The organism is Pararhizobium sp. A13 (genome assembly GCF_040126305.1).
Classification (GTDB): Bacteria; Pseudomonadota; Alphaproteobacteria; order Rhizobiales; family Rhizobiaceae; genus Pararhizobium.
Genome location: NZ_CP149510.1, coordinates 360,748 through 376,346 on the forward strand (window position 1 = coordinate 360,748; position 15,599 = coordinate 376,346).

At 61.7% G+C, this 15,599-nt stretch carries 15 protein-coding genes; 6 read left to right on the forward strand and 9 right to left on the reverse strand.

The features are described 5' to 3' along the window. The first annotated feature begins 45 nt into the window (after positions 1 to 45). From WI754_RS01790 to WI754_RS01800, 3 genes are all read left to right on the forward strand, one after another. The gene (locus tag WI754_RS01790; RefSeq protein ID WP_349435923.1) at positions 46 to 735 is read left to right on the forward strand and encodes a YafY family protein; all 690 of its coding nucleotides are present in this window, start codon (positions 46 to 48) and stop codon (positions 733 to 735) included. A 66-nt stretch (positions 736 to 801) separates the two neighbouring features. After that, positions 802 to 1,170, forward strand: a complete 369-nt coding sequence (locus WI754_RS01795) for a VOC family protein (RefSeq protein WP_349435925.1) — start codon at positions 802 to 804, stop codon at positions 1,168 to 1,170. Between the two features lie 82 nt (positions 1,171 to 1,252). Then, positions 1,253 to 2,212 carry a rhodanese-related sulfurtransferase gene (locus WI754_RS01800; RefSeq protein WP_349435926.1) on the forward strand — a complete coding sequence of 320 codons (960 nt, stop codon included), beginning with the start codon at positions 1,253 to 1,255 and terminating at the stop codon, positions 2,210 to 2,212. 7 nt (positions 2,213 to 2,219) lie between these two features. On the opposite strand, the gene WI754_RS01805 is transcribed toward WI754_RS01800, so the two are convergent. The 4 genes from WI754_RS01805 to WI754_RS01820 all read right to left on the reverse strand — a co-directional run bounded on the left by WI754_RS01805 (position 2,220) and on the right by WI754_RS01820 (position 7,606). After that, a complete protein-coding gene (locus tag WI754_RS01805) occupies positions 2,220 to 4,409 on the reverse strand; it encodes an EAL domain-containing protein (RefSeq protein WP_349435928.1) in 2,190 nt (729 codons plus the stop codon). 75 nt (positions 4,410 to 4,484) lie between these two features. Continuing rightward, on the reverse strand, positions 4,485 to 4,922 hold the full coding sequence (locus tag WI754_RS01810; RefSeq protein ID WP_349435930.1) for a DUF126 domain-containing protein: 438 nt from the start codon (positions 4,920 to 4,922) through the stop codon (positions 4,485 to 4,487). Beyond that, complete coding sequence (locus WI754_RS01815; protein WP_349435931.1) at positions 4,919 to 6,163, reverse strand: aconitase X catalytic domain-containing protein; 1,245 nt, start codon at positions 6,161 to 6,163, stop codon at positions 4,919 to 4,921. Before WI754_RS01815 ends, WI754_RS01810 begins: the two co-directional genes overlap by 4 nt. Positions 6,164 to 6,232: 69 nt before the next feature. Continuing rightward, positions 6,233 to 7,606, reverse strand: coding sequence for a GH1 family beta-glucosidase (locus tag WI754_RS01820; RefSeq protein ID WP_349435932.1), 1,374 nt, complete (start codon positions 7,604 to 7,606; stop codon positions 6,233 to 6,235). Positions 7,607 to 7,831: 225 nt separating this feature from the next. Between WI754_RS01820 and WI754_RS01825 the strand changes: the two genes are divergently transcribed. The 3 genes from WI754_RS01825 to WI754_RS01835 are packed head-to-tail and all read left to right on the forward strand — an operon-like array spanning position 7,832 to position 9,178. After that, positions 7,832 to 8,419 carry a TetR/AcrR family transcriptional regulator gene (locus tag WI754_RS01825; RefSeq protein ID WP_349435933.1) on the forward strand — a complete coding sequence of 196 codons (588 nt, stop codon included), beginning with the start codon at positions 7,832 to 7,834 and terminating at the stop codon, positions 8,417 to 8,419. Continuing rightward, positions 8,409 to 8,774, forward strand: coding sequence for a nuclear transport factor 2 family protein (locus WI754_RS01830; RefSeq protein WP_349435935.1), 366 nt, complete (start codon positions 8,409 to 8,411; stop codon positions 8,772 to 8,774). Before WI754_RS01825 ends, WI754_RS01830 begins: the two co-directional genes overlap by 11 nt. Further along, on the forward strand, positions 8,771 to 9,178 hold the full coding sequence (locus tag WI754_RS01835) for a TfoX/Sxy family protein (protein WP_349435936.1): 408 nt from the start codon (positions 8,771 to 8,773) through the stop codon (positions 9,176 to 9,178). The genes WI754_RS01830 and WI754_RS01835 overlap by 4 nt, the downstream gene beginning before the upstream one ends. Here WI754_RS01835 and WI754_RS01840 read toward each other — a convergent pair. The 5 genes from WI754_RS01840 to WI754_RS01860 all read right to left on the reverse strand — a co-directional run bounded on the left by WI754_RS01840 (position 9,175) and on the right by WI754_RS01860 (position 15,512). Beyond that, entirely contained in the window at positions 9,175 to 10,356 is a 1,182-nt protein-coding gene (locus tag WI754_RS01840; RefSeq protein ID WP_349435937.1) for a Gfo/Idh/MocA family oxidoreductase, read from the reverse strand. The genes WI754_RS01835 and WI754_RS01840 overlap by 4 nt on opposite strands. 228 nt (positions 10,357 to 10,584) lie before the next feature. Then, positions 10,585 to 11,637, reverse strand: coding sequence for a sugar phosphate isomerase/epimerase (locus WI754_RS01845; RefSeq protein ID WP_349435938.1), 1,053 nt, complete (start codon positions 11,635 to 11,637; stop codon positions 10,585 to 10,587). 255 nt (positions 11,638 to 11,892) lie between these two features. Continuing rightward, positions 11,893 to 12,846 carry a substrate-binding domain-containing protein gene (locus WI754_RS01850; RefSeq protein ID WP_349435939.1) on the reverse strand — a complete coding sequence of 318 codons (954 nt, stop codon included), beginning with the start codon at positions 12,844 to 12,846 and terminating at the stop codon, positions 11,893 to 11,895. A 68-nt stretch (positions 12,847 to 12,914) separates the two neighbouring features. Beyond that, complete coding sequence (locus tag WI754_RS01855; RefSeq protein ID WP_349435940.1) at positions 12,915 to 13,919, reverse strand: ABC transporter permease; 1,005 nt, start codon at positions 13,917 to 13,919, stop codon at positions 12,915 to 12,917. 66 nt (positions 13,920 to 13,985) lie between these two features. After that, positions 13,986 to 15,512 (reverse strand): sugar ABC transporter ATP-binding protein, encoded by a 1,527-nt coding sequence (locus WI754_RS01860; protein ID WP_349435943.1) that lies wholly within the window; start codon positions 15,510 to 15,512, stop codon positions 13,986 to 13,988. Positions 15,513 to 15,599: the final 87 nt, after the last annotated feature.

Here is a 15,599-nt window from a genome sequence, read left to right on the forward strand (position 1 = left end):
CGCTTGGGGGATTGATGCTGCCATTTCGTGGCAGTACGGTGCGGCATGTCCCGCTCCGCCCGCTTGCTCGACCTCATCCAGCTTCTGCGCACCTACCGTCGGCCGGTGAGCGGCGCAGCTCTTGCGCAGCGCCTGGGCATCAGCATCCGCACGCTCTATCGCGACATCGCCACGCTGCAGGCACAAGGTGCGGATATCCAGGGCGCGCCCGGCTTCGGCTATGTGCTGAAACCCGGCTTCCTGATGCCGCCGATGATGCTCAGCGAAGAGGAGATCGAGGCGCTGGTGCTGGGAGCCCGGTGGGTCGCGGCGCGAACCGATGACGAACTGAAAGACGCCGCCCGCAACGCGCTGGCGAAGATCGCAGCCGTGCTGCCGACCGATCTCCGCCATGAGCTGGAAACGAATTCCCTGCTCGTCTCCGCCAGAAGACCCAATGTGGGAACCACGGATTTGTCGGTGGTTCGAGAGGCGATCCGGCAGGGCCTGAAGCTCGATATCAGCTATGCGGACATAAACGGCAGACCGACGACCCGGCGCATCTGGCCGTTTGCGCTCGGCTATTTCGAAGAAACCCGCGTTCTCGCCGCCTGGTGCGAACTGCGAGAGGATTTCCGCCATTTTCGGGCCGAACGCATCGCGTCGATGACCGTCACCGATGTCCGTGTTCCCCGTAGGCGTCAGCACCTGCTGGCGGAGTGGCGCCGGGTCCACAACGTCAAAAACGACATGTGATCCTACTGCCAGAAACTGACAGCAGGCCCGAATAAGAAGGTCTTCGCAAACACGAAGGAGAACATCATGAAAGCCGATTACATCCTGCTTGCCGTCGACAGCCCGGCCGAAAGCGCCAATTTCTACCAGACAGTTTTCGGCGCGATGCCATTGGAACTTTCGCCGACCTTCGCGCTGTTCAAGATGAACGAAAGCACCAAGCTCGGCCTGTGGTCCAGGAAGACCATCGAACCCAAGGTCGTCGTCGATGCCGGCGGCAGCGAACTGGCGATCTCCGTCGACGGGCGCGACAGCGTCGATGCGCTGCACGCCGAATGGAGCAAAAAGGGCGTCACCATCCTGCAGGAGCCGGTGGCGCTGGACTTCGGCTATACCTTCACCGGCGCCGATCCTGACGGTCACCGCCTGCGCGTCTTCACGCCCGAAGGCATCTGACACCAACTATCGCGGCCCGGCCTGAACCACCGGGCCGCGATGCGGATTGCGCGAAAGAGCCGAAAGCTGTATTTCACGCCGCATGACAGACACGCTCCAAACCCCTCGCCCGGAAGCCCCCTTCCAGGAAACCCGCGGCCAGTTTCTGGTGGCAGCGCTTTATCATTTCGCTTCCTTCGAACGGTTCGCCCACTTTCGGCAGCCGCTGCAGAAGACATGCGACGACAATCAGGTGAAGGGGACGCTGCTGATCGCCCACGAAGGCGTCAACGGCACGATCGCCGGGCCACCGGACGGCATAAGAGCCGTTCTGGCCTTTCTTCGCAGCCAGCCGGAATTCAAAGATCTCGAGCACAAGGAAAGCTGGGCGTCGTCCATGCCCTTCCTGCGCATGAAGGTGCGGCTGAAGAAGGAGATCGTCACCATGGGCGTCGAGGATATCGACCCCAACAAGGTGGTCGGCACCTATGTGGCGGCGAAGGACTGGAATGCGCTGATTTCCGATCCGGACACCTTGGTGATCGACACCCGCAATGATTACGAGACCGCGATCGGCACCTTTCGTGGCGCCATCGACCCGAAGACCAAGAGTTTCCGCGATTTTCCGGACTGGGTGAAGAACAACACGGGCCTGCACAACAAGCCGAAGATCGCCATGTACTGCACCGGTGGCATCCGCTGCGAAAAGGCCACCGCCTTCATGAAAGAGCAGGGCTTCGAGGAGGTCTATCACCTCAAGGGCGGCATTCTGAAATATCTTGAGGAAATGCCGCAGGAAGACAGCCTTTGGGACGGCGCCTGCTTCGTCTTCGACGACCGGGTCTCGGTGACCCATGGCCTGAAAGAGGGCGAGCACACCCTCTGCCACGCCTGCCGCCAGCCGCTGACACCGGAAGACCTGACGTCGCCGCACCACGAGGAGGGCGTCGCCTGCGTGCATTGCCACGACACGCGCACGGAGGAAGACCGTATGCGCTACCGCCAGCGCCAGCAGCAGATCGCGCTCGCAAAGAAGCGCGGCGAGCGGCATCTGGGAAGCTGAGCGGCCGTCAAGCCGACAGCAACGCGGTTCCCGGTGCGGCTTTTCCCCCAAGAAGTGCCGGAAGGCCCGCTTCGGCGACGGCTCGCGAGAAGAAGTAGCCCTGCAATTGATCGCATCCGCTGTGATGGAGCAAGACCGCCTGTTCTTCCGTCTCGATGCCTTCTGCCGTCACCGGAATATCGAGGGCGGCAGCGAGTGCCAGGGTTGCCTGCAGCATTTCCCGTCCCCGAGGCATATCCTCCAATGCGCTGATCATCGAACGATCAAGCTTCAGGCGATCGAAACGGAACTGCCGGAGATAGCCGATACTGGAAAAGCCGGCGCCGAAATCGTCAAGCGCGATGCGCACGCCGAGCCCGTTGAGCGCCTCGATCATGCCCCGCGCATGGGCGGGATTGTGAACGAAATATCCCTCCGTCACTTCCAGTGTCACGGTCTGAGGGGGCACGCCACTCGCTTCGAGCAGTTGCGCGACGCTTGGGATAAAAAACGGATTGCGGAACTGTGCCGGAGAGACGTTGATCGAGATACTGATCTGCGGCCATGCCCGCGCCACCCTCAAGGCCTCCTTCATCACGAACAGACCGAGCTTGTCGATCACGCCAGAGGATTCCGCTAGCGGGATGAATATGTCCGGCGAGACCATGCCCATCTGCGGCGAATCCCATCGCAGCAGGGCTTCAAGCCCGACAATCGCCTGCGTCCGGGCATCGGCGACCGGCTGGTAGGCGACGAAAAACTCCTTCTTTCGTATGCCGGCGCGAAGGGCCACTTCCATGGACTTGCGCTCTGCAAGAGCAATATCCATCGCCGCGTCATAGGCGATCGCCCGGCCGCGTCCTTCCGCCTTTGCCTTGTACATGGCGATATCGGCGCGCCTCAGCAATTCATCGGCGTCGATCGAACCGAACGTGGATATCGCGGTCCCCACGCTGACGCCGACCACGGCGACACGCTCCCCAAGCACGAAAGGCTCGGAGAAGAAATCGAGAACCAGCGCCTCCAGCGACTGGGCCGTCTGTGTGCCGTGCTTGAGCGTGAGCGCAATCGCAAACTCATCACCACCGAGACGGGCGAGAACGGCGCCCTCGGGAATGAGATGCGTCAGCCCTGCCGCCACACTTTTGATCAGCCTATCACCGGTCGCATGGCCATAGACGTCGTTGACCTCCTTGAAGCCGTCCATATCCAGATAGAACAGCATCACGTCATCACCGTCGTGTTGCGCCCGGTCCAGCATGTCCTGCAAGCCGTTGAAGAGCCCCAGCCGATTTCCAAGGCCGCTCAAACGGTCCGTCACCGCCATCTTGCGGGCGGCAATCTCATCGCCACGCAGCTTACCGATGACGGAGGAGCCGGCCAGCACCAGCAGAACGACAAAGGCGCCGACGATCGCCATTGCGACGAAAACATAGGGCCGTACCCGCCGATAGCTGATGTCTCCTGGAGACTGTGCGGTCCAGGTCAGTCCTGCGATCACCCGGCCCGTTGGATCGGCAATCGCCGCGGCACCCGGAGGGACGGACGACGCGTCGACCAGACGCAGGTCGTGAACGAGATAGGTCTCGGCGATGCTGTCGATACGCGCCTGATCCAGATAGAGGACAAATACCAGCCGTTGCAGCCGATCCTGCGGCACCGAAACATCCGGCGACGCACCGCGAATGGTCGAAACGCCGACGACCGCAATGCCTTCAGGCGTATGGACGAAACCGGATGTTTCCGCACCGTCACCAACGCCAGCACCGCTGACAACGTTCAGCATGTCATCAAAGGCCGGCGACAAGAAATCGGACGGTGGCGTGGAGAAGGGCTTTCCGCGCTGGAACGCCATCAGGATCCCATCGTCCGGGCCAAGCAAATACGCCGCATCGAAAATCTTTGACTCGCCGTTGGCAAGATCGAAGTTCTCAAGAATCCAGTCCTCCGCGCCGGGCGAATAGACCGCCCGGGCCGCGGCGTCCCAGACCGTGTAGTCCACCATGGTCGCGGTCATCTGGCTTTTCAGGGTAGCCAATGCACCGGATACCGCTTGGCGCGAGCGGCTCTCGTCAAGCGCGTTGGTCGTCGACGCGACCGTCTGCAGCGCCGTCAGCACGACCGCCATGACGATCATTACCACCACGGCAAACGACACCAGCAGAAGCAGCACGACATGTTGCCGCTTCAGCCGGATCGAATTGACAAAGTGGGGCAACAGGTCGCGCATCTTAGGCGCACAATGTCAGCAAAAGCATTCCAAAATCTTTAAGCCGCGGTTAAAAACGCTCGTTTAAAGGACAGCGTCAAGGAGACGCAGCGTGGCCGTCGGATTTTCCGCCTCCAACGCAAGGCCCCAACTCCTGCTGATCAAGTCCCAATCGGCTTCCAACACCAGCACCACCGGACAGGTCGCACCATATAGCTCCACTGCGACCATCGAGCCGACTGTGACGATCGCGTCGCGCGTCATCAGCACGATGCCCGCCGGCCCCGTGCCCCGACGGATCGCCTCGGCAAGGACGGAGCTGCCGGAACTGGAACCCCGCCCCGCCTTCATGACGAGGACGCGGCCGGAGATGCACGCATTCTTCTGCGGATGCCATTGGTCGATGATCCTGCCGGTCAAGGAATCGAGTCCGCCCCAGAAGCTCAAGGGTTCGGTGAGCACGAAGGTCTGGCCTTCCGCCTTTCCTGGAACGAGCGTGATCGCTTCGACGGCGCGGGTCACTGCCGCACTACCTTTCCGGCACGGGCGGAGGCCATGCAGTCGGCAAGCGATCCGAAGGCGATGTCGACGCCGATATTGCCGGGGGCATAATAGGCCATCTTGCCGGAATTGGTCATGATCGCACCGGACATGTCGCGCATGATCGCCGTCAGATAGGTGCACGTGTCGATCACCAGCGTCACCCCTTGAGCTTCGAGCGCGGTGTCCCAGCCGCCGTTGCCGAGCTCTTCCAGGACACTGCGATTGGTGTTGATGTAGATATCGACGACCGGCCTTGAGCCTTGGAGCAGCGGCATCAGGCGGGCGAACTCTTCGAGTGAGAAATGCGGCGTCCCGAGGCTGACGCCGGCAAGCGGCGTGCCATCCGGTACGGTCGAAAGGTTGCGTACGGTGCGGCGCAGGTCGTCCGCGGTCAGCCGGATCGTTTCCACGGGTTGATGGCCTTGAAACGCCGCATCGACAGTCGGCGCCTCCGGTGTCAGGCCGACGGCATGGAACAGGGCGACGGCCCCGGACGAGGCGGCGACCGCGCCAAGCGCCTTCAGGTCATCTTCCTGCGTATTCCCCGGCAGTCCCGTGATCGCCGGGATCAGGCTGCCACAATGCTTGCCGATCGTATGGCCAACGGCGACACAGGCGGGGCCGGCGTCCGGCCATTCATCGGGAAGGCTCTCGACCTCCACCAGAACCTGGGCGCGGCGATTTTCAGGCATATGCAGCCCGTAATACGGCGCCCTGCCCGTCAGCGCGCAACAGAGATCGATGAAATCGCCATAGCGGTTGGTCCTGGCACCGATGACCGAATTGGCAAAGACGATGGCGTTGGATTCCGCCCAGGCGATCTGCGCGCCGAAACGCGGCCGGAACATCGTCTGATAGGGTGCGCAGGTAAAGGTCGGCATGCAGCCGAGTTCCTCATGCACCTTCATCAGCCGAGCACCGTTGGTGCCGATCTCCTCTTCACCACGGAAGAGTTCCGGGTGGATGAGATCGACCGAACCGACATTCAGCGTCGTCGGCACGCGGACGCGGCCCTTGAGTCGCACCAGGTGCTCGACGAAATCGAGGCTGACCTGGCCGAGATAGAGACAGCCGTCGATATGGGCGGCCTCGATATCGACAAAGCTCTCGGCGCCCACCGCCTCGGCAAAGCGGACGAGCAGCCGCATAGAGAAGGCTGCCGCCTCGCCATGCGTGCCGGCGAGGAGTTCGTCGTCAAAGGAGGTGAGTTGAAGTGCCATGATCCGGCTTAAGATGCCGGATCATTCGGTGTCAATCGTGGTTTGTTGCCCACAGCCAAGCGAACCTTGTCACCCGGCCTTGTGATTGCCCTTGGGAAACTGCCCGGCCAGCTCCTTGTACCAGTGACCGCTCTTCTTGATGGTGCGGACCTGGGTGTCGTAGTCGACATGAACGATGCCGAAGCGCATCCTGTAGCCTTCCGCCCATTCGAAATTGTCCATCAGGCTCCAGGCGAAATAGCCCTTCATCGGATAGCCCTCGGCGATCAGGTCGGCCGTGACGGAGAGGTGATCGGCGATATAGTCGAGCCGCGGTTGGTCATCGACCACGCCGTTTTCAACGTCCATATTGTAGCAGGCGCCGTTCTCGGTGATGTAGCAGTCCGGCAGCGCGTAGCGCGCGTTGACCGTCCGGATCAGGTCGCCGAGCGCCTGCGGGAAGACTTCCCAGCCGATATCGGTCTTGACGTCGCTGACCGGCTTGGCGCTGACCGTCGCCGGGAATTCGGCGCCTTCCGTCGGATCGTGGCTGACGCGCATCGGCGTGTAGTAGTTGACGCCCCACCAGTCGGTCTTCTGGCTGATCGTCGCCATGTCGCCATCCTCGATCTCCGGCATGCGGCTACCGAGCGCGGAGAGGAAGCTCTCCGGATATTCGCCCTTGAAGACCGGGCCGAAGAAGACGCCGTTGTGGAAATCGAAGGCACGGTCGGCCGCCGCCTTGTCTTCGGCGCTGTCGCTTCCGGCATAGACATGCATGGGGTTGATGACGATGCCGACCGGCAGTTTCGGCTGCTCCTCTCGGACGGTGGCGACGCCGAGGCCATGAGCGAGATTGGTGAAATGCAGCGCGCGAAGTGCTGCATCCATGTTGCGCTCGCCCGGCGCGTGGATGCCCCAGAGATGGCTGAGCCAGACCGAGCACCACGGCTCGTTGAAGGTGGCGACCGCATCCAACCGATCGCCGAGGCGGGAGATCACCGTCTTCGCATAGCGCTGGTAGGCATAGGCCGTCGAACGCGCCGTCCAGCCGCCGTCGCCCATGAGGGCCAGCGGCAGATCCCAATGATAGAGCGTCGCAAAGGCCTTGATATTGCGGGCCTTCAGGCCGTCGACGAGGCGGTCGTAGAAATCCAGCCCTTTCTCGTTGACCGGCCCTGTGCCCTCCGGAATGATGCGCGGCCAGGCAATCGAGAACCGATAGGCTTCGACGCCGAGGCTCTTGATCAGGTCGAGGTCTTCCTCCAGCCGATTATAGTGATCGCAGGCGATATCGCCGTTGTGGCCCTGGTAGACGCGACCCGGCATATTGGAGAAGGCATCCCAGATGGACGGCTTGCGGCCATCGGCCTTGGTGGCGCCCTCGATCTGGAAGGAAGCGGTCGCGACGCCGAAGAGGAAATCGCCGGGCAAGCGAGCGGCAAGGTTTTTTGGATCGATCATGAAAATCTCCGATCTACATTCGTCAGGGCTGCGGCACCTGAGTTCGGTAGCGGGTTTAGCCAAGTGAAATAGCCTTGTACAGAGCGTATATGGCAAGTCTGTAACGTTACAGATTTATGTCAGACACCTCCATTTGGCCATCGTAAGCGTTCCGCGCAAATACCGGATTGACAAGTAATTTTTGAATTTATATTCTAGAATAAGAATTCAAAAAAGAGGTTTGTTTTGTCCCGCCCCCGCTCCTACAACGAATCGTCCGTGCTAAAGGGCGCCATGCATGCTTTCCGCCGCGATGGATATCAGCGCGCCTCAATCCGGGATCTTGAGGATGCGACCGGCCTCAAGGCAGGCAGCATCTACAACAGCTTCGGCGACAAGGCGGGATTGTTCGATGCCGCTTTCGAGCACTACAACCAAGTTGTCCTCGGCGGCCGGATCGATCGGTTTGCTCCAGCCACCGCCGGCTTAGCGGGTTTGCGTGACCTTTTCACGTCGCTCATGCACGAGCCGAACGGCGAAAGCCACGGCTGCCTGATCACCAATTCGGCGGTGGAACTTGGCCGTAGCGAGGACGCTTACCGTCACGTGCACACAGGCCTGGACATGCTTTTCAAGGTCTTTGCCGAGCGACTGGTGGCAGCACGGCACGACGGCAGCCTGCGCGCCGACATCGACCCGGTGTTGGCGGCCACGAAGTTGCTGGCCCTTTATCAGGGTCTGCTGGTCCTTGTTCGCGCAGGACAAGACAAACCTGCGCTTGAGCGGCTCGTCGCCGCGGAATTTCATGAATTGGAGGCTCACTATGACATCTGAAGCACTGTGGAAACGATATGCGGCGGTTTGGTCGATGGAAGACGAAGAGCGCAAAACCGAGCTTGCAGCCTGCCTTGCCGGTGACGCAACCTATTGCGATCCGAATGGCCTCATCCACGGACCGGGGGAACTTTCGACATATATGGGCCATTTCCAGCAGAGCGCTCCGGGTGGACAGTTCCAGATTCGCTCGGTCCTCCACCATCACGGCCGATCACTGGCCCATTGGGCGCTGCACGGACCCGATGGCAGCATATTGCAGGCGGGCACAAGCTTTGCCACTATCACAGAGGATGGTCGCTTGCGCGATATCAGCGGCTTCTTTTACCCGGCGGAGCAACGTGTCCAAGCATGAGCATCGCCGCCGCGCTTGATCTGGCCCGCGAGGTTGCAGAGCGCATCCAAGGCATCGGGCCGGTTTCGGTCTCGCGTTTTTTCGGTGGTGCTGCACTGAAAGCAGACGGCGTCCAATTCGGTTTCGTCGTGAAGGGCTCTCTCTATCTGAGAGTCGACAGCGAAGGGCGCCCCGTCTTCGAAACAATGGGTGCGTTGCCGTTTCAATATTCGAGCAGTTCGAAGACGGTGACGGTGGCACGTTATTATGAAGCACCGGCTGAGATCATGGATGACCCCGATACACTTTCCCTCTGGGCCAGTCGCGCCCACGCAGCGGCTTTCGCGCAAAAACGAGGGACCGCTGAGCATGGCTATCGCAGGCGCAGCGTCCGCGATAGCCATGAAGCAATCAAAATCGCTTAGACCTTGATCCAGGCCCCGTTGCGCTTGGACGACTGGACGCAGGCATCGACGAACACCATGCCCTTCATGCCATCGTCGATTGTCGGATAGATGACAGCCGGATCGACGGTCTCGCCTTTGCGCCGGGCGAAGATGGCGCGGGCGGCCTCGGTGTAGATATTGGCGAAGCCTTCGAGATAGCCTTCCGGGTGGCCCGACGGGATGCGCGAGACGCGCGCGGCGGACGGGCCGGAACCGGCGCCGGCACGGGTGATCAGCCGCTTCGGCTCGCCGAACGGCGTGTACCAGAGGTAGTTCGGGTCCTTCTGCGTCCATTCGAGACCGCCCTTGGTGCCATAGACGCGGACCATCAGGCCGTTCTCGTGGCCGGGAGCAACCTGGCTGCACCAGAGCATGCCCTTGGCGCGCTGGCCGTCCGTTTCCTTGAAGCGCATCATCACATGGGCGTTATCATCCAGCGCCCGGCCTTCGACGAAACTGTCGAGATCGGCGGCAAGCTCTTCCAGTTCCAGACCGGAAACGAAGGCGCCGAGATTGTAGGCATGGGTGCCGATGTCGCCGGTCGAGCCGCCGGCCCCGGACTTGGACGGATCGGTTCGCCAGGCGGCCTGCTTCTGGCCAGACTGTTCGATGTTTTCCGTCAGCCAGTCCTGCGGATATTCCATCTGCACCAGCCGCACCGCGCCGATATCGCCATTCGCGACCATCGCGCGGGCCTGGCGGACCATCGGATAGCCGGTGTAGTTGTGGGTGAGCACGAACAGAGCGTCGCTCTCCTCGGCCAGCTTCTTCAGCTTCTTCGCGTCGGCAAGCGTCGAGGTCAGCGGCTTGTCGCAGATCACGTGGATGCCGCGCTTCAAAAATTCCTTGGCAGCTTCGTAGTGCACATGGTTCGGCGTGACGATGGCGACTGCCTCGATGCCGCTTTTCAGCTTGGCCTCGCGGATCGCCATTTCCTTGAAATCGGAATAGCTGCGCGACGGGTCGAGACCGAGTTCGGCGCCGGAAGCCTTGGCCTTTTCCGGGGTGGACGACAGGGCGCCGGCGACCAGCTCGAAATGATCGTCGAGGCGCGCCGCCATACGGTGAACCGCGCCGATGAACGCGCCCGATCCGCCGCCGACCATGCCGAGGCGAATGCGTTTTTCCCGAACCTCTGTGGTTCCTTCGATTGCCATGTTGTTCTCCTTGGATGTGTTTTGTGTTTGTGGAGAGTTTTACCCCCCCTCTGTCGGCAACGCCGACATTTCCCCCACAAGGGGGGAGATCGTTCGGGTTCCACCTCCCCCTTTGAGGTGGGAGGTCGCAGCGAAGCTGCGGGTGGGGGTGATCCATCAGACGTCGCGAAAGGTCACCCCACCCCGGCACTCTGCGCCGACCCTCCCCCTCAAGGGGAGGGTAGAAGATCACAGCCCCAGCATGCGCCGGTTGGCCGCTTCGTCGGTGCCGCTGTCGGCGAAGTCGTCGAAGGCCTTTTCGGTGACGCGGATGATGTGATGCTTGACGAATTCAGCGCCTTCCCGCGCGCCGTCTTCCGGATGCTTCAGGGCGCATTCCCATTCGACCACGGCCCAGCCGTCGAAATCGTTGGCTGCCATCTTGGAGAAGATCGCGCCGAAATCGACCTGGCCATCGCCGAGCGAACGGAAGCGACCGGCCCGGTTGACCCAGCCCTGATAGCCGCCATAGACGCCCTGCCGGCCGGTCGGATTGAACTCGGCATCCTTGACGTGGAACATCCGGATGCGGTCCTTGTAGATGTCGATGTTTTCGAGATAGTCGAGGCACTGCAGCACGTAGTGCGAGGGATCGTAGAGCATATTGGCGCGGGTATGGTTGCCGGTGCGCTCCAGGAACATCTCGTAGGTGATGCCGTCATGCAGGTCTTCGCCGGGGTGGATCTCGTAGCAGACGTCGACGCCGCAATCTTCGGCATGGTCGAGGATCGGCTTCCAGCGGCGGGCAAGCTCGTCAAAGGCGGTCTCCACCAGGCCGGCCGGGCGCTGTGGCCAGGGATAGACGAAGGGCCAGGCAAGCGCGCCGGAAAAGCTCGCCATCGCGTTGAGGCCGAGATTTTTCGACGCCGTCAGCGCCAGCTTGACCTGATCGACGGCCCACGCCTGCCGCGCCTTCGGATTGCCGCGGACTTCGGGCGCAGCAAAACCGTCGAAGGCTTCGTCATAGGCGGGGTGGACGGCAACGAGCTGCCCCTGAAGATGGGTCGAGAGTTCGGTCACCTCGATGCCGTTGTCGCGCGCAGTCCCGGCGAACTCGTCGCAATAGGTCTTCGATTCCGCCGCTCGTCTCAGGTCGATGAGCCGGCCGTCCCAGCTCGGCACCTGCACGCCCTTGTAGCCGCAATCGGCGGCCCATTTGGTGATCTCTCCCCACGAGTTGAACGGGGCGGCATCGCCGGCGAATTGAGCGAGAAAGAGCGCGGGGCCCTTGATGGTCTTCATCTGTCGTCTCCTCCGTCGAAAGAAGGGCCGCTCATCCCGGCCACATCGATCAAATCTTGAAAAACCTCTCCGTCGCACGCCAATATAGTAGCAACGGCTTAACCTGAAACGTTGCAGGACGCCCGGAAGCTATCATGTTTGCGTCACTGGGCAATCAGCTTCGACATAAAATTTCGAGAACGTCGGGCAATCACGGTGACAATGAAAAGCTGCCCGCCGCATCGCGCGACAGGCAGCCCAAGCGTCAGATCAGCATCAGAACGGCGAATCCGGGAAGTAGAAGTCCTTCGCATTATCCTTGGTGATCAGCGTCGCATCGATGGTGTAGACGCCGCGAACCGGGACCTGGCCGTAGAAATTGGCAACCGTCATCTCGAGCGCGGTACCGACCATTGCCGGCGGATAGAGCACGTCGACCGGGATCATCTTGTCGCCGTCCATGACCTTCTTGACCATATCCTTCGAGCCGGCGCCGGCCACGACATACTGGATGTCCGTGCGCTTGGCCTGCTCAATCGCCTGCAGCACGCCGACTGCCATGTCGTCGTCCTGGCACCAGACCACGTCGATCTTAGGGTACTTGGTCAGATAATCCTGCATGACCTTGAAGGCGTCGTCGCGGTTCCAGTTGCCGAACTGGCGATCGAGGACCTTGACGTTGGAGCCTTCGATGCCCTTGTCGAAACCGTCCTGGCGCTGCTGGTCGATCGGGATCGGCAGACCGCGGATGACGACGACTTCTGCTTCCGGCGTCGTTGCCTTGATATATTCGCCCGCCGTCTGGCCCATCGCCGGGTTGTTACCGGCGATGTAGAGGTCGCGAACGGAGTTGTCGTTGACGCTCGGCGCGCGGTCGACGAGCGTAACGAACGTGCCCTTGCCCTTGACTTCCTTGATGGCGTTGACCAGCGGATCCGGATCGGACGGCAGGATGACAAGGGCGTCGATGCCCTGAGTCTCGAGGTCCTGCACGGCATTGGCCTGACTTGCCGGGTCCGGCGACGTCTTGACGATGACGTTGAGGCCCGGATGCTGCTCCATCAGGAGCTTGGCGACCCGCTCGGCATGGAACACGACGCCAGCGGTCCAGCCATGGTCGGCGGCCGGGATCGAAACGCCGATCGTGACCTTCTTCTGCTCCTGCGCGTGGGCAACGCCGGTCAGCGCCATGATGGCGACGGCTGCAACGCCCATTAGTCCTTTACGCATGTTTCTCTCTCCCTGGTGAATGCGGGTCTTGCAGTCTTCTTGACCGGGCGACCCATGAACCCGGTTGTTCACGATTTCCGCACAAGCGAGCGCTGAACGAGCATCGCGATGATGATGATCGCACCCTGGATGGCGCCGATCAGATACTCGCTGATGAAATTGGAAAGCAGCATGATGTTGCCGACGAGTTCGAGGATGAAGGCGCCGCAGATCGTGCCCCAGACACGTCCCGCCCCGCCTTTGAGCGCCGTGCCGCCGACCACGACGGCGGTGATCGCCTGCAGCTCCCAGAGGATGCCGGTCGTCGCCGATGTCGACCCGAGCCGCGGTACGTAGAGAAGCACGGCGATCGCAACGCACAGCCCCTGGATGACGAAGGCGATGGTGCGCACGCGGTTGACCGGGATGCCGGAATAGCGGGCGACGTCGCTGTTGGAACCGACCGCCACAACATGCCGGCCATAGCGGGTGCGATAAAGAACGAATGCGGCAACGCCGGTGACCGCAAGAATGACCGCGATGGGAACCGGCATGCCGAGGATCGAGCCGAAATAGGCGGGACGGTACATTTCCTGAAGTTCCGGCTCGCGCAGCGTGATCGCCCCGCCCTGCGACAGCCAGGTCGTCAGGCCGCGGTAGATGCCCATCGTGCCAAGGGTCGCGATAAATGGCTCGATGCGGCCCACCGTTGTGATGAGGCCGTTTGCCAGCCCGCAGAGGGCGCCTGCAATCACCGTGAAGAGAACGGCCGCTGTCAGCATCAGGGCCGGATCGGCAATGACACCCGAATTCATGAACAGGATCATCAGGCTTGCGACAAAGGCAACCATCGAACCCACGGACAAATCCAGATCGCCCGAGGAGATGACGAAGGTCGCGCCGACCGCGATGATGGCGATGAAGGCGCTGCGGGTCGCGACATTGGCGAGGTTGGTGATGCCGATGAAATTCGGATTGACGATCGCGCCGAGAATGAGGAGCAGCACCAAGGCCGCGAAGGGTGCGACAGCCCGAAGGTCGATATCCCGCCAGGTCCGGCGCCGGATTTCCCGGGTTTCCTCGTTCACGCTCATATCCAAACCAACCTCCCGTCCCATTCTCTCTGGGATTTTCTTCTCTTGTCGCGTCTTCGCGCGCGGTCAGGCGACCGCCTTTTTCTTCAGTCCCGCCGCGTAGCGCATGATCTCCTGCTCGGAAATCTCGTCGCCTTCCAGCATGCCGACGATCCGCCCTTCGCGCATGACCGCGACACGCGTGCATAGACCGATCACCTCCGGCATTTCGGACGACACGACGATGATCGAGCGGCCGTCGCGGGCAAGTGCCGAGATGAAATGATAGATCTGCTGCTTGGTGCCGACATCGATGCCGCGGGTCGGCTCGTCGATGATGATGATGTCGGGCTCGGTTTCCATGACCTTGGCGAGAAGCAGCTTCTGCTGGTTGCCGCCCGACATGCGACCGGCGGGCACGTTTCCGTCGCGTACCCGGATATCGAAGCGACGGCGCGCCCGCTCCAGCGCGGATGCCTCGCTCGCGGGACTGAGATAGCCGAGCTTGCCGTGCTTCTCCAGCGACTGCAGCGTCAGGTTGGCGGTCATGCGCGAATTGAGGAGCAGCCCCTTGGACTTGCGGTCCTTGGTCATGTAGGCGAGGCCGCAACGGTTTGCCGCATGCACATCGCCGGACGGTACGGCCTCCCCCTTGATGATCACCTCGCCGGAGGAGCGCGACCTCAACCCCGCCACCGCCTCCATCAACTCCGTGCGACCCGAGCCGATCATGCCGGAAAAGCCGAGGATCTCGCCCTTGCGCACCTCGAAGCTCGCATTGCGGACATAGCCGGTCGTAAGGGCGTTGACGCTGAGCGTGATCTCCTCATCGACATCAGGCTCGCTCTTGGCCGGATAGAGTTTCGAAAGCTCGCGACCCACCATCAGCTGGGCGATCGATTCACCGTCGAGCATCGCCGTCGGCGACGTCTTGATCCATTGGCCGTCACGCAGGACCGTGACCCGGTCCGTCAGCTCCATGACCTCATCGAGCTTGTGCGACACGAAGACGAAGCTCGTGCCCTGATCGCGCAGCTTGCGCACCTGCCTGAACAGGAAATTGGTCTCCTCGCGCGAGAGCACCGCAGTCGGCTCATCCATGAACACCACCCGCGCATCGCGGCTGATGGCCTTGGCGATTTCCACCATCTGCTTGTCGGCGATGGAAAGCGTGCTGATCATCGCGTTTTCATCGACATGCGAGCCGAGGAGATCAAGGACGCGGCGCGCTTCGGAGCGCATGTACTTGCGGTCGAGCACACCGAAGCGGGTGACTTCGCGACCGAGAAACAGGCTCTCGGTGACGGTCAGGTGCTCGGCCAGATTGAATTCCTGATGGATGATGACGATGCCGAGCGCCTCGGCCGCACCGTTCGGCGGCAGCTTGACCGGATTGCCGTCGAGAATGATTTCGCCGGAGGTCGGCTGCTCGAAGCCGGACAGGATCTTGACGAGGGTCGACTTGCCGGCGCCGTTCTCGCCCATTAGCGCATGGATCTCGCCGGCGCGCAGGTCGAAATTGACGCTGAAGAGCACCTGCACGCCGCTGAACGACTTGCTTATTCGCCTCGCGGACAGCACCACCGTGCCGGCGTCGACGGTCTCCGAACCCATCACGTCCTCCCCTGCGGCTCCCATCCGCTTGAACGTTGTGTAAACCTTTACATAGATCATGTAAAGGTTTACATCTGGGCACAACAC